The following is a 23,160-nucleotide window of genomic DNA, read 5'->3' on the forward strand; positions in this document are numbered from 1 at the left end:
GTCCGGCACGGTCCTGTCACGCAACTGCTCCTTTCCTGCCGGGCGGTTGCCGCACGGGGCGCCGGAATCCGGTCCCCGGCGAATCTACGGTGGTCTCCGAAAGGAAGTTCCGGCACACCAGGGCCTCCTTTTCCCCTTGTCATCCAATGATGTGGACGAAGCGAACAATGAAGCCTGCGGAATGGGCGGCTCGTCATCGATCCGGGCCGCTGGATGTTGTTGTCACCGGACTCCCCTCCGATGCGCACACCTGGAATCTCATTTACATCCAATTGCTGCTCGAAGACCTCGGGCACACGGTGGTCAATCTCGGTTCCTGTGTGCCCGAGGACGAGATCGTCGAGTCCTGCTGCAAGTTCCAGCCCGACCTGCTGGTGGTCAGCAGCGTCAACGGGCACGGCTTCAACGACGCCAGGCCGCTGATCGGCGCGATCCGGTCCCGCTGGGAACTGGCCGGGCTGCCCGCCGTCATCGGCGGGAAGCTCGGGGTCTCCGGTGGTCAGCAGGACCAGACCGACGAGCTGATGAGCGCCGGTTTCGACGCGGTCTTCCAGGACGGCGTGAACATCGCCGCCTTCGAGTCGTACGTCGGCTCACTGTCCCGAGAGGTGGAACGATGACCGCACCGGTCCGTACGGACGTCCCGCCCCCCGCCGCCCCGGCCGGCCGGATCGCCACTCACCGGCGCCCGCGCTCCTTCGGCCGCTTCGTCGCCGAGTCGCAGGCCCGCGGCACCCTCGTGGTCCAGCCCCGCATGGGGTTCTCCGACCCCGCGCTGATGCGGGCCGGCCTGCTGGCCACCAAGGCCGCGGCGGACGGCGTCGTCGGCACGATGACGATCGACAGCTACACGCGGGTCAATGACGAACCGTCAGCGGTGAAGGCCCTGAACGGCGGAGTCCCCCTCAACGGCTTCCCCCTCACCTCGTACAGTCCGCACACCTCGCACTGGGTCCTGGACGGCGTCCGCGACGCGGACTTCCCCGTACAGATCCGGCACGGCTCCGCACGCCCCCAGCGCATCGTCGCCGCCCTGGCGCGGCTCGGCCTGGACGCGACGGAGGGCGGGCCCGTCTCGTACTGCCTGCCGTACGGACGTACCCCGCTCCTGGACTCCGTACGGAACTGGCAGGAGACCTGCGACTTCCTGGCCGGTCTGCGCGGCACCGGGGCGGAACCGCACCTGGAGACCTTCGGCGGCTGCATGCTCGGCCAGCTGTGCCCGCCGGGGCTGCTCGTGGCGATCAGCGCCCTGGAGGCGCTGTTCTTCCACCGGGCGGGGCTGCGCAGCATCTCGCTCAGCTACGCCCAGCAGACCAGCCAGGAGCAGGACCGGGACGCGGTGCACGCGCTGCGGCGGCTGGCCGCCGAACTGCTGCCGGACACCGACTGGCACATCGTCCTCTACACGTACATGGGGCTGTACCCGCAGACCCGGAGCGGTTCCCTGGACCTCCTGGAGCGGTCGGCCGAGCTGGCCGTCGAGACGGGGGCGGCCCGGCTGATCGTGAAGACGACCGCCGAGGCGCACCGCATCCCGAAGGTCACGGAGAACGTGGAGGCCCTGCGGGTCGCCGCGCGGGCCGCGGCCCGGCACCGGAACCGGCCCGGCGCCCGTGACGGGTCCGCGCCGGTCCCGCCCCCGGAGGCGGCGGACAACGCCGTGTACGCGGAGGCCCGCGCCCTGGTGGACGCCGTGCTCGACCTCGACGGTGACCTGGGCCAGGCCCTGTTGAGGGCCTTCGCCCGCGGCTATCTGGACGTGCCGTTCTGCCTGCACCCGGACAACGCGGGCCGCAGCCGGAGCCACATCGACGCGTCGGGGCGGCTGACCTGGTCCGAGATCGGGGCGATGCCCATCGGGCATGTCACCGACCGGGGCCGGCGGCTCACGGCCGCCGGGCTGTTCGAGGCGCTGTCGTTCGTCCAGCGCCGGCACGACCGGGTCGTTCGCCCGGCCCCTTCCTCTCCGTCTTCGCCGGTGTCTTCGTACGCGTATACGCCTTCGCCTTCGTCTTCCAGGCCCCCGCTCCCGTCCTCTTCCCGGCCCCCGCTTCCCGCGGCGGCCCGTCGCCCGGCAGCCCACCGTCAGCACACCCAGGAGGTAGCACCATGACCAGCTCGATCGCTGAGCGCGACGGCCGCACCACGCCCTCGTTCCCGACCTCTCCCGACCAGCACCTGATGGCGGAGCCGACGCGTGCCACGCTGCGGGTGCAGAGCCGCATGCTCGCGGCGACCCGGGCCTTCCTGACCGGCCAGGGCTTCCAGGAGCTGCTACCGCCGGTGATCGGGCCGGTCACCGATCCGGGCATCCGGGGCTCCAAACAGGTCGACATCGATTTCTACGGCCACAAGTACAAGCTGATGACCAGCGCGATCCTCTACAAGCAGGCGTCGCTGATGGCCTTCGACAAGATCTTCTACATCGCGCCCAACGTGCGCCTGGAGCCGCTGGAGACGGCGGTCACGCACCGCCATCTCGCGGAGTTCCACCAGATCGACGTGGAGATCAGGGACGCCCGCCGCGAGGACGCGATGGAGCTGGCGGAGCGGCTGGTGGCGTACGTCGTCGGCGAGGTCGTCCGGGAGATGCCGGGCGAGCTGGAACTCCTCGGCCGGGACAAGGACGCGTTCCGGGAGGTCGTCCAGGGCGCGTTCGGCAGGACCACCCACGCGGCGGCGACCGCCGACCTGGTCGCGCTGGGCCATCCGCAGGACCCGGGCGCCGAGATCGACTGGGAGGGCGAGGAGATCCTCTCCGCCAAGTCCAGCCGTCCGTTCTTCGTCGTGGACTACCCCAAGGGGTCGCGCGGCTTCTACGACCAGGAGGACGCCGAACGCCCGGGCGTGCTGCGGAACTTCGACCTGATCGCGCCCGAGGGGTACGGCGAGCTGGCCAGCGGCAGCGAGCGCGAGCACGTCTACGCGGCGCTGGTCACGCGGATGCGGGAGACCGGCGAGAACCCGGCGAAGTACGGCTGGTACCTGGACCTGGCCCGCCGCGGCATCCCCGCCAGCTCCGGGTTCGGCATCGGCCTGGAGCGGTTCACCCGGTACGTCACCGGCCGCACGGCCGCCTGGGAGGCCAGCGCCTACCCGAAGCTCCCCGGAGTGGTGTCGGCATGAGCACCGTACTGAGCGCCGCCGGTTTCCCCGAGGAACAGGTGCGGCACCGGGCCAGGAACGGGGCGGCGGCCGTGTTCCCCGCGCCGGAGTCGTACGGCTCCGGCCTGCTGGGCGCGCCTCCGGCCGGCCACGATCCGTACGACCTGCTGGAGAGGGCCAGGATCGTGCCCCCGGTGTTCATGCCGGAGCGGCTGAAGAAGCTCATCGACCTGGCGAGGGAGCCGCTGTACACGGATGTCGAACTCGACACGGTGATCGGCGGGTTCACCTCGCGGCTGCCGCTGTACGTATCGGCGTTCGGCTCGACGCAGGTCGCCAGCCACGACCTGGGCGAGGCGGCGGGCCGGCAGGCCGGGCGGCTCGGCATCCCGATGGTCATCGGCGAGAACGTGGTGCCGGTCAACGGCTACCGCGCCTCGTCCGACGCGGACGCCTCCCCGCTGCTCGGCCGGATCGCCGCCTACACGGCCGCCGCGGACGAGGAGTACGGCGGGGTGGTGGTCCAGCAGTCCACCGAGGACGCGGACGCCGAGGTGTGGAACCTGGTCTACAGCGACCCGGTCACCGAGCCGCTGCTCGCCACCGGCAGGCTGGCCTTCGAGCTGAAGGTCGGCCAGGGCGCCAAGCCGGGTCTCGGCGGTCTCACGGTCCTGGGCCGCGAGGCGGCGGGCCGGGTGGCCGGACAGTACGCCACGGACGCGGTGTTCGGCGCGGACACCGACGCGGTCCTGCGGATCAGCAGCCCCGGCACCTTCACCGAGGAGATCCTGCGCCAGCAGATCCGGCTGATGCGCAACAACTTCCCCCGCGTGAAGGTGTGGGTGAAGCTGCACCCCGGCCGTGACGTGGCGCTCGCGGCGGCCACCGCCTGGGCGGCCGGCGCGGACTCCGTCACGGTGGACGGCGCGGAGGGCGGCACCGGCTGGGCGCCGAACGCCTTCCTCGGCCAGGTGGGCCTGCCCCTCGGCGAGTGCCTGGCCCGTATCGGACCCACCAGCCACTGCCTGCTCGCCAGCGGGCGGATCTGGGAGGGCGGCAGGGCCACCAAGGCGCTGGCGCTCGGCGCGCGCGCCGTCGGACTCGGCCGGGCCGCGCTGCTCGCGGTGGACGAGGACGCCGACGCCGGTCTCGTACGGCTGGCCGAGAGCATCGCCCTGGAACTCCGCCTGCTGATCAGCTCCTTGGGCAAGTACCGCGTGAACGCCCTGGAAGCGGACGACGTACTGCTGCCTCCCGAGGCCGTGTCGGTGTCCCGTACCGGCTGACTCCCCGCGCTCTTCACCGACCTCGCAGGCGACTCCGCACACGACTTCGCACCATCCGCACGTCATCCACCGTGGCTCCGTCGGTCTCCCGGCACGCCGCGAGACCACGAGATCCGAGCTACCAAGAAGGTGTCGAGATGTCCCGACCGCAAGAAGATCCCGCTCTCTCCCCCGGCGCCGGCGTGCCCGCGCGCGTCGCCGCGTACAACACCACGGCGCTGGCACTCCCCGAGGGCACGCTGCACGATCTTTTCGCCGCGCAGGCCGCCCGCACCCCGGATGCCGTCGCCCTCGTCCAGGAGGACCACCGGCTCACCTACCGGGAGCTGGACCACGCGGCCAACGCCCTCGCGCACCGGCTCATCGGCGCCGGTGTGCGGCCGGGTGACGCGGTCGGCCTCCTCTTCGACCGCTCCTTCGCCTATGTGATCACCGTCCTCGCCGTGATGAAGAGCGGCGGTGTGTACGTCCCGCTCGACCCCCGCCAGCCCGCGGAACGGCTCTCCTGGATCCTCGGCGACACCGGGGCCGTCCTGCTGGTGACGGACCGCCCCGAGGAGGAGACGGGCTTCGCGGGCGACCTGACCGCCCTGCGGCTCACCGGCGCGAGCGCCACCGCCGACACCACTGCCACCGCGCCCGCGCTCACGGTCCACCCCGACCACCCGCTGTACGTGATGTTCACCTCCGGCTCCAGCGGCACCCCCAAGGGAGTCGTCAACACCCACCGCAACGTGGTGGAGTTGGCCCTCGACCCGGGCTTCGGGGCCACGGCGCACGAGCGGGTCCTCGCCTACTCGCCGCTGCCCTTCGACTCCTCGACGTACGAGCTGTGGGTCCCGCTGCTGCGCGGCGGGCTGGCCGTCGTCCTGTCGGCGCCGAAGATCGACATCGGTGAGCTGGGCGAGGCCATCGCCCGCCACGGGGTGACCGCCGCCTACTTCACGACCGCGCTGTTCGACGCCATGGCGGGCGAGGCGATCGACGGCCTCGCGCTGCTGCGGGAGATCTGGACCGGCGGCGACGTCCTGTCCGCCACCGCCCTCCAGCGGGTCCTGGACCACTGCCCCGACACCACGGTCGTGCATGTGTACGGACCCACCGAGGCGACGGTCTTTTGCAGCTATCAGTCCTTCACGCCCGAGGTCCGCACCCTCGACCGGCTGCACCTGGGCATCCCGATGGCCAACACCTCCATGTACGTGCTGGACGCCGGGCTGCGCCACACCGCCCCCGGCGAGACCGGTGAACTCTACGTCGCCGGGCCGCACCTGGCGCAGGGGTACGGCCGGCTGCCGGCCATGACCGCCGAGCGGTTCACCGCCGACCCGTACGGCCCGGCGGGCACCCGGATGTACCGCACCGGCGACCTGGCCGCCTGGAACGAGCACGGCGAGATCGTCTTCCTGGGCCGCGCCGACCAGCAGGTCAAACTGCGCGGCAACCGCATCGAACTCGGCGAGATCGAGACCGTGTTGACCCGCCACCCGTCCGTCGCGCAGGCCGCGGTCATCGTCCGCGAGGACCGCCCGGGCGACAAGCGCCTGGTGGCGTACGCCGTGCCCGCGGTGGAGGGCGTCCTGGACGCCGCCGAGCTGCTGCGGCACGTGGGCGGGGAACTGGTCGAGTACATGGTGCCCTCGGCGGTCGTGCCCATGGGGGCGCTGCCGCTGACGGCCAACGGCAAGCTGGACCGGCGCGCCCTGCCCGCCCCCCGGGTCGGCGCGGCCCCCAACGGCCGGGCGCCGCGCAACCCCGTCGAGGAGGTGCTGTGCGGTCTGTTCGCGCACACCCTCGGTCTGCCGTCGATCGGCATCGACGACGACTTCTTCGGGGTCGGCGGCCACTCGCTGCTGGCGACGCGGCTGGTGAGCCGGGTGCGCGCGGCCCTCGGAGTACAGCTGACCCTGCGGGAGTTCTTCCTCTACCCGACCGTGGCACTCCTCGCGGAGTACGCGGCCACGAACGGTGGCGAGCCGGCCCGCCCCGCCCTGACGGCCCAGGAGCGTCCCGAGCCGCTCCCGCTCTCGGCGGCGCAGCAGCGGCTGTGGTTCCTCGACCAGCTGGAGGGCCCGTCGGCGACGTACAACATCCCGCTCGCCGTGCGCGTACGGGGTGAACTGGACCTGGCCGCCCTGGAGTCGGCGTTCACCGATGTGGTGGGCCGGCACGAGAGCCTGCGTACGGTGTTCGGGCAGGCCGGCGGGCAGGACGGGGGGCAGGCCTACCAGCGGGTGCTGCCGGCCGACGGGGTCCGGGCCGGGCTGTCGCTCACCCGGGCGACCGAGGAGACCGTGGGCGCGCTGCTCACCGCCGAGTCCGAGCGGATCTTCGACCTGACGTCCGATCTGCCGTTCCGGGCCCGGCTGTTCGCCCTCGGCGAGCGGGAGCACGTCCTGCTGGTGGTGATGCACCACATCGTCTCCGACGGCTGGTCGTACCAGCCGCTCATGCGCGACCTGAGCACCGCCTACACCACCCGCTCGCGCGGCGAGCGCCCGAGTTGGGAGCCGCTGACCGCCCAGTACGCGGACTACGCGCTGTGGCACCGGGGCCTGCTCGGCGACCCGGCGGACGACGAGAGTGCCGGCGTCCGTCAACTGGACTTCTGGAAGCGGACGTTGGCGGACCTCCCGGAGGAGGTCACCCTGCCCGCCGTACGGCAGCGGCCGGCCGCCGCCTCGTACCGGGGCGCCACCCACACCGTGCACTGCCCCCCGGACGTCCACTCCGCGCTGGCCGACCTGGCGCGCGAGTCGGGTGCCTCGGTGTTCATGGTGGCCCAAGCGGCGGTGTCGACCCTGCTGTCGCGGTCCGGCGCCGGGCACGACATCCCGCTCGGCTCCCCGATCGCCGGCCGCACCGACCAGGCGCTCGACGACCTCGTCGGCTTCTTCGTCAACACCCTCGTGCTGCGTACGGACCTGTCGGGCGACCCGAGCTTCCGGGAACTGCTCACGCGGGTCAGGGAGACCGACCTCGCGGCCTGGGCGCACCAGGACCTTCCCTTCGACCGGCTGGTCGAGGCCCTGAACCCGGACCGGTCGGCGGCCAGGCACCCGCTGTTCCAGGTGATGCTGACGCTGACGGACGCGGCCACACCGACGCTCGTCGCGGACGGCCTGGACACGGAGTCGGAGTTCGCCTGGCTGCGGTTCGCCAAGTTCGACCTGACGTTCTCGTTCGCCGAGCACCGCTCGGAGGACGGCCGGCCCGGCGGGCTCGACATCACCATCGAGTACGCCACCGACCTCTACGACGCGCCCACCATCGAGGCCACCGGCGACCGGCTGGTCCGGCTGCTGGCCGGAGCGGTGGCCGCGCCCGATCTGCCGGTCGGCGAGGTGGAGTTGCTGTCCGCGAGCGAGCGCGGGCTCCTCCTGGAGGAGTGGAGCGGCGCGGCGACCGGTGTCCCGGACCAGAGCCTCGCGGAACTCTTCGCCGCGCAGGCCGCCCGCACCCCGGACGCGCTCGCCGTCGTCGCCGACGACCGCGAGCTGACGTACCGCGAACTCGACGCTCTCGCCAACCGGACCGCCCACCATCTGATCGCGGAAGGGGTACGGCCCGGCAGCCGGGTCGCGCTCCTGCAAGAGCGCTCGCTGACCGCCATGGTCGCCACGCTCGCCGTCGTCAAGGCGGGTGCCACGTACGTCCCCCTCGACACGCGCTACCCGAGCGACCGCATCCAGCTGATCACCGAGCAGTCCGCTCTCACCCACCTCCTCACCGACCGCGACCCGGGGCATCTCACCCTGCCGTCCGGCCTCACCACACTGACCACCGGGGCCCACAGCGCCGACACCACCGACCCCGCCGTGCCGGTCCACCCGGATCAGCCGGTCTACGCCATGTTCACCTCGGGCTCGACCGGTGTGCCGAAGGGCGTGGCGGTCACCCACCGCAACGTCGCGGACCTCGCCGCCCAGACCATGTACGCCAACGGCGACCACACTCGGGTGTTGTTCCACTCAGCGATGGCCTTCGACGCCTCGACGTACGAGATGTGGGTCCCCTGGCTCAACGGCGGGACCCTCGTCGTCGCGCCGGCGGGACACCTCGACACCGCCACGTACCAGCGCCTCCTCACCGAGCACTCCATCACCGCCCTCTGGATGACGGCGGGTTTGTTCCGGGTCATGGCGGAGGAGGCTCCCGAGGCCTTCGCCGGAGTACGGGAGGTCTGGGCGGGCGGCGACGTCGTGCCGCCGGAGGCCGTACGCCGGATCCACGAGCACTGCCCCGCCACCACCGTCGTCAACGGCTACGGGCCGACGGAGACCACCACGTTCGCCGCCACCCACCGTATCCACCGGCCCCTCGACTACCCCGGCGCCCTTCCCGTCGGCGAACCTCTCGACAACCACCGCCTCTACGTCCTGGACGATCGTCTGCGGCTCGTCCCGCCCGGCACCCCCGGTGAGCTGTACATCGCCGGCGCGGGCCTGGCGCAGGGCTACCTCGACCGCCCGGCCCTCACCGCGGACCGCTTCGTCGCCGACCCGTACGGTCCGGCGGGCACCCGGATGTACCGCACGGGGGACCTCACCCGCTGGAACGACGGGGGCTCCCTCGAATACCTGGGCCGCGCCGACCAGCAGGTCAAGCTGCGGGGCTTCCGCATCGAACTGGGTGAGATCGAGGGCGCCCTGACGACTCTTCAGGCAGTGGGCCAGGCGACCGTCAGCGTCCGTGAGGACCGCCCCGGCGACAAGCGCCTCGTCGCCTACCTCGTCGCCGCCGACGGCACCACCGTCGACCTCACCGAAGTCCGCCGCGAGATCTCCGGCGCCCTGCCGGACTACATGGTCCCCTCCGCCTTCCTGATCCTGGACGAGATCCCCCTCACCACCAACGGCAAGATCGACCGCCGCGCCCTGCCCGCCCCCCAGCACCAGGGCGACACCGACGGGCGCGCGCCCCGTACCCCCGCCGAGGAAGTCCTCTGCGGTCACTTCGCGGCCGTCCTCGGACTGCCGTCCGTCACCATCGACGACCACTTCTTCCACCTGGGCGGCCACTCGCTCCTCGCCACCCGCCTCATCAGCCGCATCCGGGAGACCTTCGGGGTCCAGATCACCGTCAAGGACCTCTTCCAGGGCCCGACCGTCGCCGGACTCGCCGCGTTCGTCGAGGCGGGCGGTGACGCGGTGCGGCGCCCCGCCCTGCGGGAGTCGGTCCGTCCGCGGCGGGTCCCGCTCTCCTCCGCCCAGCAACGCCTCTGGTTCCTGCACCACTTGGAGGGTCCTTCGGCGACGTACAACATCCCGCTCGCCCTGCGCCTCAAGGGCGCGCTCGACCGGGAGGCGCTGCAACTCGCCCTGACGGACGTGGTGGTACGGCACGAGAGCCTGCGCACGCTGTTCGGGACGGCGGACGACACCGCCTACCAGTGGCAGCTGCCGGCGGACGAGATCCGGGTGGAGCTGCCCGTCACCGCCGTGAGCGAGGAGACCCTGGAGGCGGCCCTCGGCGCGCAGGCCGCCAGGAGCTTCGACCTCTCAACCGAACTGCCCTTCCGTGCCTGCCTGTTCGACCTGGGCGGCGACGACGCGGCGCTGCTGATCGTGATGCACCACATCGCCTCGGACGGCTGGTCCACCACCCCGCTCCTGCGTGACCTGACCGCCGCCTACACGGCCCGTACACAGGGACAGGCGCCCGGCTGGGAGCCGCTGCCGGTGCAGTACGCCGACTACACGCTGTGGCAGCGGGAGGTGCTGGCGGCGGACGGCGAGCGCCAGGCGGAGTTCTGGCGCCACACGCTGGGCGGACTGCCGGACGAGGCCACCCTGCCGACCGACCGGCCCCGCCCGGCGGTCGCCAGCTGCCGGGGCACGACCCACAGCGCGCACGTCCCGGCGGAGTTGCACCGGGCGCTGACCCGGCTGGCCGGGGAGACCGGGAGCACGCTGTTCATGGTGGCCCAGGCCGCCGTCGCCACCGCCCTGTCCCGCTCCGGCGCGGGCGAGGACATCCCCCTCGGCGCCCCGATCGCGGGCCGTTCCGAGCAGTCCCTAGACGACCTGGTCGGCTTCTTCGTCAACACCCTCGTGCTGCGTACGGACCTGTCGGGCGACCCGAGCTTCCGTGAGCTGCTGTCCCGCGTCCGGGACACCGACCTGGCCGCCTGGGCCCATCAGGACCTCCCCTTCGACCAGTTGGTCGAGGCCCTGAACCCCGAGCGCAGCACCGCCCGGCACCCGCTCTTCCAGGTGGTCCTCACCCTCCAGGAAGCGGTCACCCCGACGCTCGGACTGCCGGGCCTCACCGGCGAGTCGGGCTTCGCGCCGCTGGAGATCTCCAAGTTCGACCTGACGTTCTCCTTCCACGAGCACCGCACGGCGGACGGCCGGCCCGGCGGACTGGACATCAGGGTCGAGTACGCCACCGACCTGTACGACGCCGGAACCGTCGAGGCGGTCACCGACCGGCTGGTCCGGCTGCTCGGCGCCGCCGTCGAGAACCCCGAACTGCCCGTCGGCGAGCTGGCGTTCATGAGCCCCGACGATCGCCACCGGCTCCTGGAGGAGTGGCACGGCACGGTCACCGGTTCCTCCGGGACGAACCTCGCCGAGCTGTTCGCCGCACAGGCCGCCCGTACCCCCGACGCGGTCGCCCTCACCGACGGCGACCGGGACCTGACGTACGCGGAGCTGGACGCGGTCACCAACCGGCTGGCCCATCACCTCATCAGCCTCGGGGTCCGCCAGGAGAGCGTCGTCGCCGTCCTGATGGAGCGCACGGGCGACCTGCTCACCGCTCTGCTCTCCGTGGTCAAGGCCGGCGGGGTCTACGCCCCGCTCAACCACGCCGACCCCGACGGGCGGCTCGACCAGATCGTCGCGGAGACCAGGGCCCCGGTCCTGATCACCGACACGGCCCTGTCCGACCACCCGATCGTGGCCAGGACCACCGCGCACGTCGTCGTGCTCGACGGGACCGCCGCGTTCGACCACCTACCGGCGACCCCGCCGGCGTACCCGGCCCATCCCGACCAGTGGCTGTACGTCATGTACACCTCGGGCTCGACCGGGGTGCCGAAGGGCGTCGCCGTGACCCACCGCAACGTCGCCGACCTCGCCGGCCAGAGGGTGTTCGCCAACGAGAATCACCGGCGGGTGCTGTTCCACTCGCCCCACACCTTCGACGCGTCGACGTACGAGATGTGGGTGCCGTGGCTGAACGGCGGCACCATCGTGGTCGCACCCCCGGGCCACCTGGATCCGGCGACGCTGGGCGCGCTGCTCAAGGACGCCGGTCTGACCGGACTGTGGCTGACGGTGGGCCTGTTCCGGGTCGTGGCCGACGAGGCACCCGAGGCGTTCGCGGGACTGCGGGAGGTCTGGACCGGCGGGGAAGTCGTCCCGCCGGAGGCCGTACGGCGGGTCATGGACCGCTGCCCGGGCACCACCGTCTTCAACGTGTACGGACCCACCGAGACCACCACCTTCGCCACCACTCACCCCGTCCGGCGTCCCCTCCGTCCCGGCGCGCTCCCCATCGGCGGGCCCTTCGACAACCACCGCCTCTACGTCCTCGACCCCGGGCTGCGCCTCGTCCCGCCGGGCACCCCCGGTGAGCTGTACATCGCGGGCACCGGCGTCGCGCGCGGCTATCTCGGCCGGCCCGGCCTGACGGCGGAGCGCTTCACGGCCGACCCGTACGGTCCCGCCGGCACCCGCATGTACCGCACGGGCGACCTGGTCCGCTGGAACCGGCACGGGGAGATCGAATATCTCGGCCGCACCGACCAGCAGGTCAAACTGCGCGGCTTCCGCATCGAACTCGGTGAGATCGAGAGTGCCCTGATCAGCCATCGGACCGTGGGCCAGGCCCACGTCAGTGTCCGTGAGGACCGCCCCGGCGACAAGCGCCTCGTCGCCTATCTCGTCCCCGCCGAGAACGCCACCGTCGATCTCGCCGCACTGCGCCGCGATATCGCGGACGCCGTACCCGAGTACATGGTCCCGTCCGCCTTCATGGTCCTGGACAGGATCCCTCTCAACACCAACGGCAAGGTGGACCGGCGCGCCCTGCCCGCCCCCCAGGTCTCCCACGTCACCCAGGGAAGAGCGCCCCGTTCTCCGCAGGAAGAGGTGCTGTGCGGTCTGTTCGCGGCCGTCCTCGGACTGCCGTCGGTCACCATCGACGACCACTTCTTCCGCAGCGGCGGCCACTCCCTGCTGGGCACCCGGCTCATCAGCCGCATCCGGCAGGCGTTCGGCGTCCAGCTCGGCGTCAAGGACCTCTTCCAGCACCCCACGGTGTCCGCCCTCTCGGAGCGGGTCACGGCGGGCAACGGCGAGCTGCCGCGTCCGGCGCTGACCGGCGAGGAGCGCCCGGAGCTGATCCCGCTCTCCTCCGCCCAGCAACGGCTGTGGTTCCTGGACCAGATGGAGGGCCCCTCCCCCACCTACAACATCCCGCTCGCGCTGCGCCTCACCGGCCGGCTCGACCCCGAGGCCCTGCGACTCGCCCTCACCGACCTCACCACCCGCCACGAGTCGCTGCGCACGGTCTTCCCCACCCATGAGGGCCGCACCCACCAGCACATCCTTCCGCCGGCCCCGGTCGGCCTCCCTCTGACCGCCACCACGGAAGAGGCGTTGCCCGCGCTTCTCGCCGAGCTGTCCGCCCTCACCTTCGACCTCGCCACCCAGCCTCCTGTCCGCTCCCACCTCCTCGCCCTCGGCGAGCGCGAACACGTCCTGCTCGTCGTGATCCACCACATCGCGTCCGACGGTTGGTCCAACGGACCGCTCTTCCAGGATCTGGCCACGTCCTACGCGGCCCGCGTCGAGGGCCTGGCACCGGAGTGGGAACCGCTCCCCGTCCAGTACGCCGACTACAGCCTCTGGCAGCAGCGGCTGCTGGAGAGCGACGAGGAGCGCCAACTCGACTACTGGCGGCAGACGTTGGCCGACCTCCCGGAAGAGGTGACCCTTCCCACCGACCACGCCCGGCCCGCCACCGCGTCCAACCGGGGCACCACACACACCGTGCACTGCCCCGCCGGACTGCACGACTCGCTCATCTCCCTGGCGCAGGACACGGGCAGCACCCTGTTCATGGTGGCCCAGGCCGCCGTCGCCACCCTCCTCTCCCGTTCGGGGGCCGGACACGACATCCCGCTCGGCTCCCCCGTCGCGGGCCGCACCGACCAGAAGCTCGACCGTCTGATCGGGTTCTTCGTCAACACCCTTGTCCTGCGTACGGATCTGACGGGTGAGCCGAGCTTCCGCGACCTGCTGTCCCGCGTCCGGGAGACCGACCTCGCCGCCTGGGCGCACCAGGACCTCCCCTTCGACCGGCTGGTCGAAGCCCTCAACCCCGAGCGCACCACCGCACGGCACCCGCTCTTCCAGGTCATGCTCACCGTCGGCGACACCACCACCGAGGTCCCCGGGCTCCCCGGGCTGGACACGGCGTACGAGTACTCGGCCGTGCAGATCGCCAAGTTCGACCTGACGTTCGGCTTCGAGGAGCACCGTACGGACGACGGCCTGCCCGCCGGTCTGGACATCACCGTCGAGTACGCCACCGACCTCTACGACCCCCGTACCGTCGAAGCCACCGCGGACCGCCTGGTCCGGCTCCTCACCGGAGCCGTCGCCACCCCCGATCTGCCCGTCGGCGAGCTGGAGTTGCTCTCAGCAAGCGAGCGCGGGCTTCTCCTGGAGGAGTGGAACGGTCCCGCCACCGGCACACCCGACAGGAACCTCGCGGAGCTGTTCGCCGCACAGACCCACCGCACCCCGGACGCGCTCGCCGTCGTCGCCGACGACCGTGAACTGACCTACCGGGAACTCGACTCACTCGCCAACCGGACCGCCCACCACCTCATCGCGGAAGGGGTACGCCCCGGCAGCCGCGTGGCCCTCCTCCAGGAGCGCTCCCTCACCGCCGTGGTCACCACCCTCGCCGTCGTCAAGGCGGGCGCCACCTACATCCCGCTCGACACCCGCTACCCCGCCGACCGCATCCAGCTCATCACCGAACAGTCCGCGATCACCCACCTCCTCACCGACCGCGACCCCGGCCGGCTCACCCTTCCGCCGGGCGTCACCCCCCTCACCACCGGGACCCACTCCGCCGACACCACCGACCCGGCCGTACCGGTCCACCCCGACCAGCCCGTCTACGCCATGTTCACCTCGGGCTCGACGGGCGTACCGAAGGGCGTGGCGGTGACCCACCGCAACGTCGCCGACCTTGCCGCCCAGAGCATGTACGCCAACGGCAACCACCAACGTGTCCTCTTCCACTCTGCGATGGCCTTCGACGCCTCCACGTACGAGATGTGGGTCCCCTGGCTCAACGGCGGCACTCTCGTCGTCGCACCGGCCGGCCACCTCGACACCGCCGCCTACCAGCGCCTCCTCACCCAGCACTCCATCACCGCCCTCTGGCTCACCGCGGGCCTCTTCCGCCTCATCGCCGAAGAAGCACCCGAAGCCTTCGCGGGGGTACGGGAGGTGTGGGCCGGCGGCGACGTCGTCCCGCCGGAAGCCGTACGCCGGGTCATGGACCGCTGCCCGGGCATCACCGTCGTCAACGGCTACGGCCCCACCGAGACCACCACCTTCGCCACCACCCACCGCATCCACCGCCCCCTCGGCCCCGCCGCCGGCGCTCTGCCCATCGGCGGGCCCCTCGACAACCACCGCCTCTACGTCCTCGACCACCGCCTCCGCCTCGTCCCGCCGGGCGCGCCCGGCGAGTTGTACATCGCGGGCACGGGCCTCGCCCAGGGCTACCTCGACCGGCCCGCGCTCACCGCCGACCGCTTCGTCGCCGACCCGTACGGCGCTCCGGGCACCCGGATGTACCGCACCGGCGACCTCACCCGCTGGAACCACGAAGGAGCCCTCGAATACCTCGGCCGCGCGGACCAGCAAGTCAAACTCCGCGGCTTCCGCATCGAACTCGGCGAGGTCGAGACCGTGCTCACCGGCCGGCCCGGGGTCGCGCAGGCCGTCGTGGCCGTCCGCGAGGACCAGCCCGGCGACAAGCGCCTGGTCGCCTACCTCACGGCGGAGGACGGCGCGCGGATCGACACCGAGGACGTGCGGCGGCGGATGTCCGGGCTGCTGCCCGAGTACATGATCCCGTCCGCCTTCATGGTCCTGGACGAGATCCCCCTGACCGTCAACGGCAAGGTGGACCGGCGCGCCCTGCCCGTACCGGAGATCGCCCCCACCACCGGGCGCGCCCCGCGCACGGTCAAGGAAGAAGTCCTGTGCGGCCTGTTCGCGGAGGTCCTCGGGCTGCCGTCGGTCACCATCGACGACCACTTCTTCCACCTGGGCGGCCACTCCCTCCTCGCCACCCGCCTCGTCGGCCGGATCCGCTCCGTCCTGGGGGTCGGGCTCTCCGTGGCGACGCTCTTCGAACACCCGATCGTGGCAACGCTCGTCGAGAAGCTCGACAGCGCCGAGGCCGCAAGGCCCACACTGCGGCCGATGCGCCGGATGGGAGCGACCAAGTGATTCCGTTGTCCTTCGCCCAGCAGCGGCTGTGGTTCATCGCCCAGATGGAAGGGCCTTCGAGCACCTACAACATCCCCCTGACCGTGCGCCTGCACGGCGAACTCGACCGCGAGGCCCTCCGGTCGGCACTCCTGGACGTGGTCGGCAGGCACGAGAGCCTGCGCACGCTCTTCCCCGACCAGGACGGCACGCCGTACCAGCACATCCTCGCCGAGGAGGAGGTGGACCTCGCGCTGCCGGTGGTCCCCGCCGACGAGCTGAGTCTGGCGGCGGTCCTCGCCGAGGAGTCCGCGCAGGTGTTCCACCTGGCGGTGGACCTGCCGGTCCGGGCGCGGCTGATCGCGCTCGGTGAGCGGGAGCACGTGCTGCTCGTCGTGATGCACCACATCGTCTCGGACGGCGGCTCGACCGGGCCGCTGCTCAGGGACCTGGCCGCCGCCTACGGCGCCCGCGCCGCCGAGGGGCGGGCGCCGGACTGGGAGCCGCTGCCGGTGCAGTACGCCGACTACACGCTGTGGCAGCAGGAGTTGCTCGGTGAGGGCGACGACCCGGCGAGCACCGGTGCGCGCCAACTGGACTTCTGGCGGGAGGCGTTGGCGGATCTGCCGGAGGAGGCCACCTTGCCGGCCGACCGGCCGCGCCCGGCCGCCGCCTCGTACGTGGGCGCCACCTGCGACGCCCACCTGTCCGCCGACCTCCACACCGGACTGACGCACCTGGCGCGGGAGTCGGGGGCCACGGTGTTCATGGCGGCCCAGGCCGCGGTCGCGACGGCCCTGTCCCGCTCGGGCGCGGGTCTCGACATCCCGGTCGGCTCCCCGGTCTCCGGGCGCGTCGACGAGGCCCTGGACGATCTGGTCGGATTCTTCGTCAACACCCTGATCCTGCGTACGGATCTGTCGGGCGACCCGAGCTTCCGTGAGCTGCTCAAGCGGGTCCGCAGAACGGACCTGGCGGCCTGGGACAACCAGGATCTGCCCTTCGACCGGCTGGTCGAGGTGCTCAACCCGGAGCGCTCCGCCTCCCGGCACCCGCTCTTCCAGGTCATGCTGACGATGGGCGAGGCCGGTTCCGACGCCGTCGGGTTCCCCGGGCTCGACGCGAGGACCGAGTACAGCGCCCTCCAGATCGCCAAGTTCGACCTGACCTTCGGCTTCGCCGAGCACCGGACGCGCGACGGCCGGCCCAACGGCCTGGACATCACCATCGAGTACGCCACCGACCTGTACGACGCCCGGACGATCGACGCGCTCATGGCGAGGCTGTGCCGGCTCCTGGAGGCGGTGCTCACCTCGCCCGACACCCCGCTGTCCGTGCTGGACCTGCTGGGCGAGCACGAGCGGCGGCTGCTCCTGGAGGAGCGGACCGGCGCGGTCACCGGTACGGCGGACCTGAGCGTCGCGGAGCTGTTCGCCGCGCAGGCCGCCCGCACACCGGACGCGATCGCGCTGGTGGACGAGGACCACGACCTGACGTACGCCGAACTCGACGCGAGCACCAACCAGTTGGCCCACCATCTCGTCAACCTCGGCGTCCGGCGGCACGACGTGGTCGCCGTCCTGATGGAGCGCTCGACCGACCTGCTCACCGCGCTGCTCGCCGTGGTGAAGGCGGGAGCCGTGTACGCCCCGCTGAACACCACCGACCCCGACAGCCGGCTGGTCCAGATCCTCGCCGACACGCGGGCACCCGTCCTGCTCACCGACCAGGCCCTCGCCGACCACCCGGTGGTCCTGGAGACCGGCGCGCGGGTGGTCGTCCTGGACGGCGCCACCGGCCTCGGCCACCTCCCGGCCACGGCTCCGGCGCACACCGTCCACCCCGACCAGCCGCTGTACGCGATGTTCACCTCGGGCTCGACCGGTGTGCCCAAGGGCGTCGCCGTCACCCACCGCAACGTGGCCGACCTCGCCGCCCAGACCAGGTACGCCAACGGCAACCACCGGCGGGTGCTGTTCCACTCGCCGGCCGCGTTCGACGCGTCCACGTACGAGATCTGGGTGCCGTGGCTGAACGGCGGCACGATCGTCGTCGCACCCCCGGGCCACCTCGATCCGCCCACGTACCGGCGGCTGCTCACCGAACACCGTGTGACCGGCGTGTGGTTGACGGCCGGGCTGTTCCGGCTGATGGCCGAGGAGGCGCCCGAGGCCTTCGCAGGGGTACGGGAGGTGTGGGCCGGCGGGGACGTCGTGCCGCCGGAAGCCGTGCGCCGTATCCACGAACACTGCCCGGACACCACCGTCGTCAACGGCTACGGCCCGACGGAGACCACCACCTTCGCCACCACCCACCGCATCCACCGCCCACTCGACTACGCCGGGGCGATCCCGATCGGCGAACCCCTGGACAACCACCGCCTGTACGTCCTGGACCAGGCGCTCCAGCTCGTCGCGCCGGGCGCGCCCGGCGAGCTGTACATCGCGGGCACGGGCCTCGCGCAGGGCTATCTCAACCGGCCCTCGCTGACGGCGGAGCGGTTCACCGCCGACCCGTACGGCCCGGCGGGCACCCGCATGTACCGTACGGGCGACCTCGCGCGCTGGAACCACCACGGCTCGCTGGAATACCTCGGCCGGGCCGACCAGCAGGTCAAACTGCGGGGCTTCCGCATCGAACCGGGCGAGATCGAGAGCGCCCTGACGGCCATTCAGATGGTCGCCCAGGCGACCGTCAGCGTCCGTGAGGACCGCCCCGGCGACAAGCGCCTGGTCGCCTATCTCGTCGCCGCCGACGGCGTCACGATCGACACCGAGGCCGTGCGCCGGGAGATCTCCGGCGCGCTCCCCGAGTACATGGTCCCGTCCGCCTTCATGGTGCTGGACGAGATCCCCCTCACCACCAACGGCAAGATCGACCGCCGCGCCCTGCCCGGCCCCCAGCACCACGGCGACACCGACGGCCGTACGCCCAGGACCCCCGCCGAGGAAGTCCTCTGCGGCCTCTTCGCGGCCACCCTCGGACTGCCGTCCGTCACCATCGACGACCACTTCTTCCGGCGCGGCGGCCACTCGCTGCTCGCCACCCGCCTCATCAGCCGCATCCGGGCCGTGTGGGACACCGGCATCACCATCCGGGACCTGTTCCAGTACGCGACGGTCGCGCAGCTCGCCGAGAGGATCGCCGCCGAGGGCAGCGGGGAGCGGCGTCCGGCGCTGCTGCCCGGCGAGCGCCCGGAGCTGATACCGCTCTCCTCCGCCCAGCAACGGCTCTGGTTCCTGGACCAGATGGAGGGCCCGTCCGCGACGTACAACATCCCGCTGGCCCTGCGGCTCACCGGCCCGCTCGACCACGAGGCCCTGCGACTCGCCCTCACCGACCTCACCGCACGCCACGAAACCCTCCGTACCGTCTTCCCCACCCGCGAGGGCAACGCGCACCAGCACATCCTCCCGCCGGCCGCCGCCGCCCTCCCGCTGGTCGCGGCCACCGAGGAGTCGCTGCCCGCGCTCCTGGCGGCGGAGGCCGGCCGTACGTTCGATCTCGCCGCCGAACTGCCCTACCGGGCTTCGCTGTTGCGGCTCGGAGCCGAGGAACACGTCCTGCTGCTGGTGGTCCACCACATCGCCTCGGACGGCTGGTCCAACGGACCGCTCTTCCAGGACCTCGCCACCTCGTACGCGGCCCGCGCCGAAGGCCGGGCACCGGAGTGGGAACCGCTCCCCGTCCAGTACGCCGACTACACCCTCTGGCAGCGGCAACTCCTGGAGAACGACGAGGAGCGCCAACTCGCCCACTGGCGCGAGACGTTGGCCGACCTCCCCGAGGAGGCCACCCTCCCCACCGACCACGCCCGCCCCGCGACCCCGTCCAACCAGGGCCGTACGCATGTCGTGCACTGCCCCGCCGCGCTGCACTCCGGGCTGATGTCACTGGCGCAGGACACCAGCAGCACCCTGTTCATGGTGGCCCAGGCCGCCGTCGCCACCCTCCTCTCCCGGTCGGGGGCCGGACACGACATCCCCCTCGGCTCCCCCGTCGCCGGCCGCACCGATCAGAAGCTCGACCGTCTGATCGGCTTCTTCGTCAACACCCTCGTCCTGCGCACGGATGTGACCGGCAACCCCACCTTCCGCGACCTGCTGTCCCGCGTCCGGGAGACCGACCTCGCCGCCTGGGCGCACCAGGATCTCCCCTTCGACCGGCTGGTCGAAGCCCTCAACCCCGAGCGCACCACCGCACGGCACCCCCTGTTCCAGGTCATGCTCACCGTCGGCGACACGAGCGGCGAGGCCCCCCGACTGGAGGGCCTGGAGAGCGAGTTCGCGTTCCCGCCGGTGTCCGTCGCGAAGTTCGACCTCACCTTCGCCTTCGCCGAGCGCCGCACGGCGGACGGCGCCCCCGACGGCCTCGACATCCTGATCGAGTACGCCACCGACCTCTACGACCCCCGTACCGTCGAAGCCACCGCGGACCGCCTGGTCCGGCTGCTCACCGGAGCCGTCGCCACCCCCGATCTGCCCGTCGGCGAGCTGGAGTTGCTGTCCGGGGAGGAGCGGGCGCGGGTCCTGGAGTGGAGCGGACCGCCGTCCCCGGCTCCCGGTCTGGGCCTCGACGGGCTCTTCGCGGGCCAGGTCGCCCGTACCCCGCACGCGGTGGCCCTGGTCCACGAGGACCAGCAAGTCACCTACCAGGAGCTGGACACCTGGTCCAACCGCCTGGCCCGGCACCTGACCGCGCGCGGTGTCACCCCGGGCAGCATCGTCGCCATCCACCTGGAGCGCTCGCCGCAGCTGATCGCGGCGCTGATCGCGGCCCTCAAGGCCGGGGCCGGTTACACCCTGCTGGACCCGCAGTTCCCCGCCGACCGGCTCACCACCGTGCTCGGGCAGACCGGTCCGGCCGCCCTGGTCACCCAGAGCCACCTGGTGGCCCTGCCGACATCGGCCACCCTGGTCGACCTGACCGTCGACACCCCGGCGATCAGCGCGCTGCCCGGGACGCCGGTGGAGACCGGCGGGCACCCGGAGTCCGTCGCCTGCGTGATGTTCACCTCCGGATCGACCGGCGTCCCCAAGGGCGTCGCCGCCTCGCACCGGGCGCTGGCCGCCACCTTCGTCGGCCCCGACTACCTGAACTTCGGCCCCGAGCAGACGTACCTGCAAAGCTCCCCCCTCTCCTGGGACGCCTTCGCCCTGGAGGTCTTCGGACCCCTGCTCCACGGCGGGGTCTGTGTCCTCCAGCCCGGCCAGCACACCGACCCGCACCAGATCGCGGAGCTGGTGGAACGCCACCGGATCACCACCCTCCAGATGTCGGCGAGCCTGTTCAACCACATGCTCGACGAGCACCCCGCGGTGTTCTCCCGGCTCCGGGAGGCGATGACCGCCGGGGAGACCGCCTCGCCGGCCCACACGGCCAAGGCGCTGGCCGACCACCCTCATCTGCACCTGGTCAACGGCTACGGCCCGGCCGAGAGCATGGGCTTCACCACCGCCCACCTCATCGGCGGACCCGCCGCCGCCATCCCGATCGGCCGGCCGATCGCGGGCAAACACGCCTACGTCCTGGACGAGAACCTGCGGCTGCTGCCGCCGGGGGTGCCCGGTGAGCTGTACGTCGCCGGGCACGGCCTCGCCCACGGCTACATCGGGCAGCCGTGGCTGAGCGCGCAGCGGTTCGTCGCCGACCCGCACGGCGCGCCGGGCGCGCGGATGTACCGGACCGGCGACCTGGCCCGCTGGAGCCAGGACGGGGCGCTGGAGTATTTCGGCCGGGCGGACCAGCAGATCAAGCTGCGGGGTTTCCGTATCGAGCCGGGTGAGATCGAGTCGGCGCTGCTGCGGCACGCCTCGGTCGCCCAGGCGGCGGTGCTGATCCGCGAGGACCGGCCGGGCGACAAACGCCTGGTGGCGTACGTGGTGGCCGCCGAAGGCGCCACGCCCGACCTGCCCGGACTGCGCCGGCACGCGGTGGCGGCGCTGCCCGAGTACATGGTGCCGGCCGCGATCGTGCCGCTGGACGCGCTGCCGCTGACGGTGAACGGCAAGCTGGACCGCCGTGCGCTGCCCGCGCCGCCGATGGCCGACACCGCCGGGGGCCGGGCGCCGCGCACCCCGGCCGAGGAAGTCCTGTGCGGGCTGTTCGCGGCCACCCTGGGGGTGCCGTCGGTCACCATCGACGACCACTTCTTCCAGCTGGGCGGCCACTCGCTGCTCGCGACCCGGCTGATCGGCCGGATCCGGGCGATCTGGGACACCCCGGTCACCATCAGGGACCTGTTCCAGTACCCGACACCGGTGCTGCTCGCCGAGCACATCGGCACGAACGTGGCGGGCAACCCGCTGGAGACGGTGCTCCCGATCCGGGCCGCGTCGGGCTCGGGCTCCGGGTCCGGCTCGGAGGCTCCGCTGTTCTGCGTGCACCCGATCTCCGGGATGAGCTGGGCGTACGCCGGACTCCTCCGGCACCTCGCTGACGGGCGGCCGCTGATCGGCCTCCAGGCCCGGGAGTTGACGGATCCGTCGGCCCGGCCGGCCGGCGTCGAGGAGATGGCCGACGGGTACGTGGCCGAGATCCGCGCGGTCCGGCCGCACGGCCCGTACCACCTGCTCGGCTGGTCGTTCGGCGGCCTGGTGGCGCACGCGGTCGCGGCCCGCCTGGAGGAGCTGGGCGAGGAGGTGGCCCTGCTCGCGCTGCTGGACTCGTACCCGCTGCCCGACGGCTTCCTGCCGCCCGCGATCACCGGGCGGGAGGTGCTGACCGCGCTGCTCGGCGGGCGCGGCGCCGAACTGGACGTGCGGTGCGCCGACACCGTACCGGACGCGGCGGAGCTGGCGACCGTGCTGCGCGCGGAGGACCCGATCCTGGGGGCGCTGGAGCCGGCCCAGGCCGCCGCGGTGGTCGAGGCGACCGCCGGGAACCTGGAGATGCGCTACCGGTACGTCCCCCGGCGGCGGTTCGGCGGCGACATGGTGTTCTTCAACGCCGCCCGCACACCGGCCGCGACGAGCGGCGCCGTGTCCTGGGCGCCCCATGTCCTCGGCCGCGTCGAGGAGTACGACGTCGACTGCGCGCACTGGGACATGACCGGGGCAGAACCGCTCCGCGAGATAGGAAAGGTGCTGGCCGAGGAGTTGCGGGGGGCGCGTCACTGACCTCCGCCCACCAGGTGCCCGGGACCGCCGACGACGGCGGTCCCGGGCACCTTCGCGTGCGCCCGCGCGTCCCGTGCGCCCAATTGCCCTCCGCCTGCCGCTCCTTGTGCCGGGCGGCGGGTTCCGGCCTGCATAGCGTGAAGCCATCCGCAGGTCACGGCTTCACCGGCAACAGAA

At 72.3% G+C, this 23,160-nt stretch carries 6 protein-coding genes; all 6 read left to right on the forward strand.

The features are described 5' to 3' along the window. The first annotated feature begins 272 nt into the window (after window positions 1-272). Window positions 273-620: a cobalamin B12-binding domain-containing protein gene (locus OG349_RS03055; RefSeq protein ID WP_442806188.1), complete on the forward strand. Its 348-nt coding sequence runs from the start codon at window positions 273-275 to the stop codon at window positions 618-620. Then, on the forward strand, window positions 617-2,116 hold the full coding sequence (locus tag OG349_RS03060; RefSeq protein WP_327233090.1) for a methylaspartate mutase: 1,500 nt from the start codon (window positions 617-619) through the stop codon (window positions 2,114-2,116). The genes OG349_RS03055 and OG349_RS03060 overlap by 4 nt, the downstream gene beginning before the upstream one ends. Next, complete coding sequence (locus tag OG349_RS03065) at window positions 2,113-3,129, forward strand: asparagine synthetase A (RefSeq protein ID WP_327233091.1); 1,017 nt, start codon at window positions 2,113-2,115, stop codon at window positions 3,127-3,129. The genes OG349_RS03060 and OG349_RS03065 overlap by 4 nt, the downstream gene beginning before the upstream one ends. Next, on the forward strand, window positions 3,126-4,394 hold the full coding sequence (locus tag OG349_RS03070; protein ID WP_327233092.1) for a glutamate synthase-related protein: 1,269 nt from the start codon (window positions 3,126-3,128) through the stop codon (window positions 4,392-4,394). The genes OG349_RS03065 and OG349_RS03070 overlap by 4 nt, the downstream gene beginning before the upstream one ends. Window positions 4,395-4,531: 137 nt before the next feature. Beyond that, complete coding sequence (locus OG349_RS03075) at window positions 4,532-15,886, forward strand: non-ribosomal peptide synthetase (RefSeq protein WP_327233093.1); 11,355 nt, start codon at window positions 4,532-4,534, stop codon at window positions 15,884-15,886. Next, window positions 15,883-22,983 carry a non-ribosomal peptide synthetase gene (locus OG349_RS03080; RefSeq protein ID WP_327233094.1) on the forward strand — a complete coding sequence of 2,367 codons (7,101 nt, stop codon included), beginning with the start codon at window positions 15,883-15,885 and terminating at the stop codon, window positions 22,981-22,983. Before OG349_RS03075 ends, OG349_RS03080 begins: the two co-directional genes overlap by 4 nt. Window positions 22,984-23,160: the final 177 nt, after the last annotated feature.

The sequence above is a fragment of the Streptomyces sp. NBC_01317 genome (genome assembly GCF_035961655.1).
Classification (GTDB): domain Bacteria; phylum Actinomycetota; class Actinomycetes; order Streptomycetales; family Streptomycetaceae; genus Streptomyces.

What these genes read in the sequence shown, in the direction of transcription:
- OG349_RS03060 (WP_327233090.1), top strand. Translation starts at nt 617, where the DNA reads ATGACCGCACCGGTCCGTACGGACGTCCCGCCCCCCGCCGCCCCGGCC.
- OG349_RS03065 (WP_327233091.1), top strand. Translation starts at nt 2,113, where the DNA reads ATGACCAGCTCGATCGCTGAGCGCGACGGCCGCACCACGCCCTCGTTC.
- OG349_RS03070 (WP_327233092.1), top strand. Translation starts at nt 3,126, where the DNA reads ATGAGCACCGTACTGAGCGCCGCCGGTTTCCCCGAGGAACAGGTGCGG.
- OG349_RS03075 (WP_327233093.1), top strand. Translation starts at nt 4,532, where the DNA reads ATGTCCCGACCGCAAGAAGATCCCGCTCTCTCCCCCGGCGCCGGCGTG.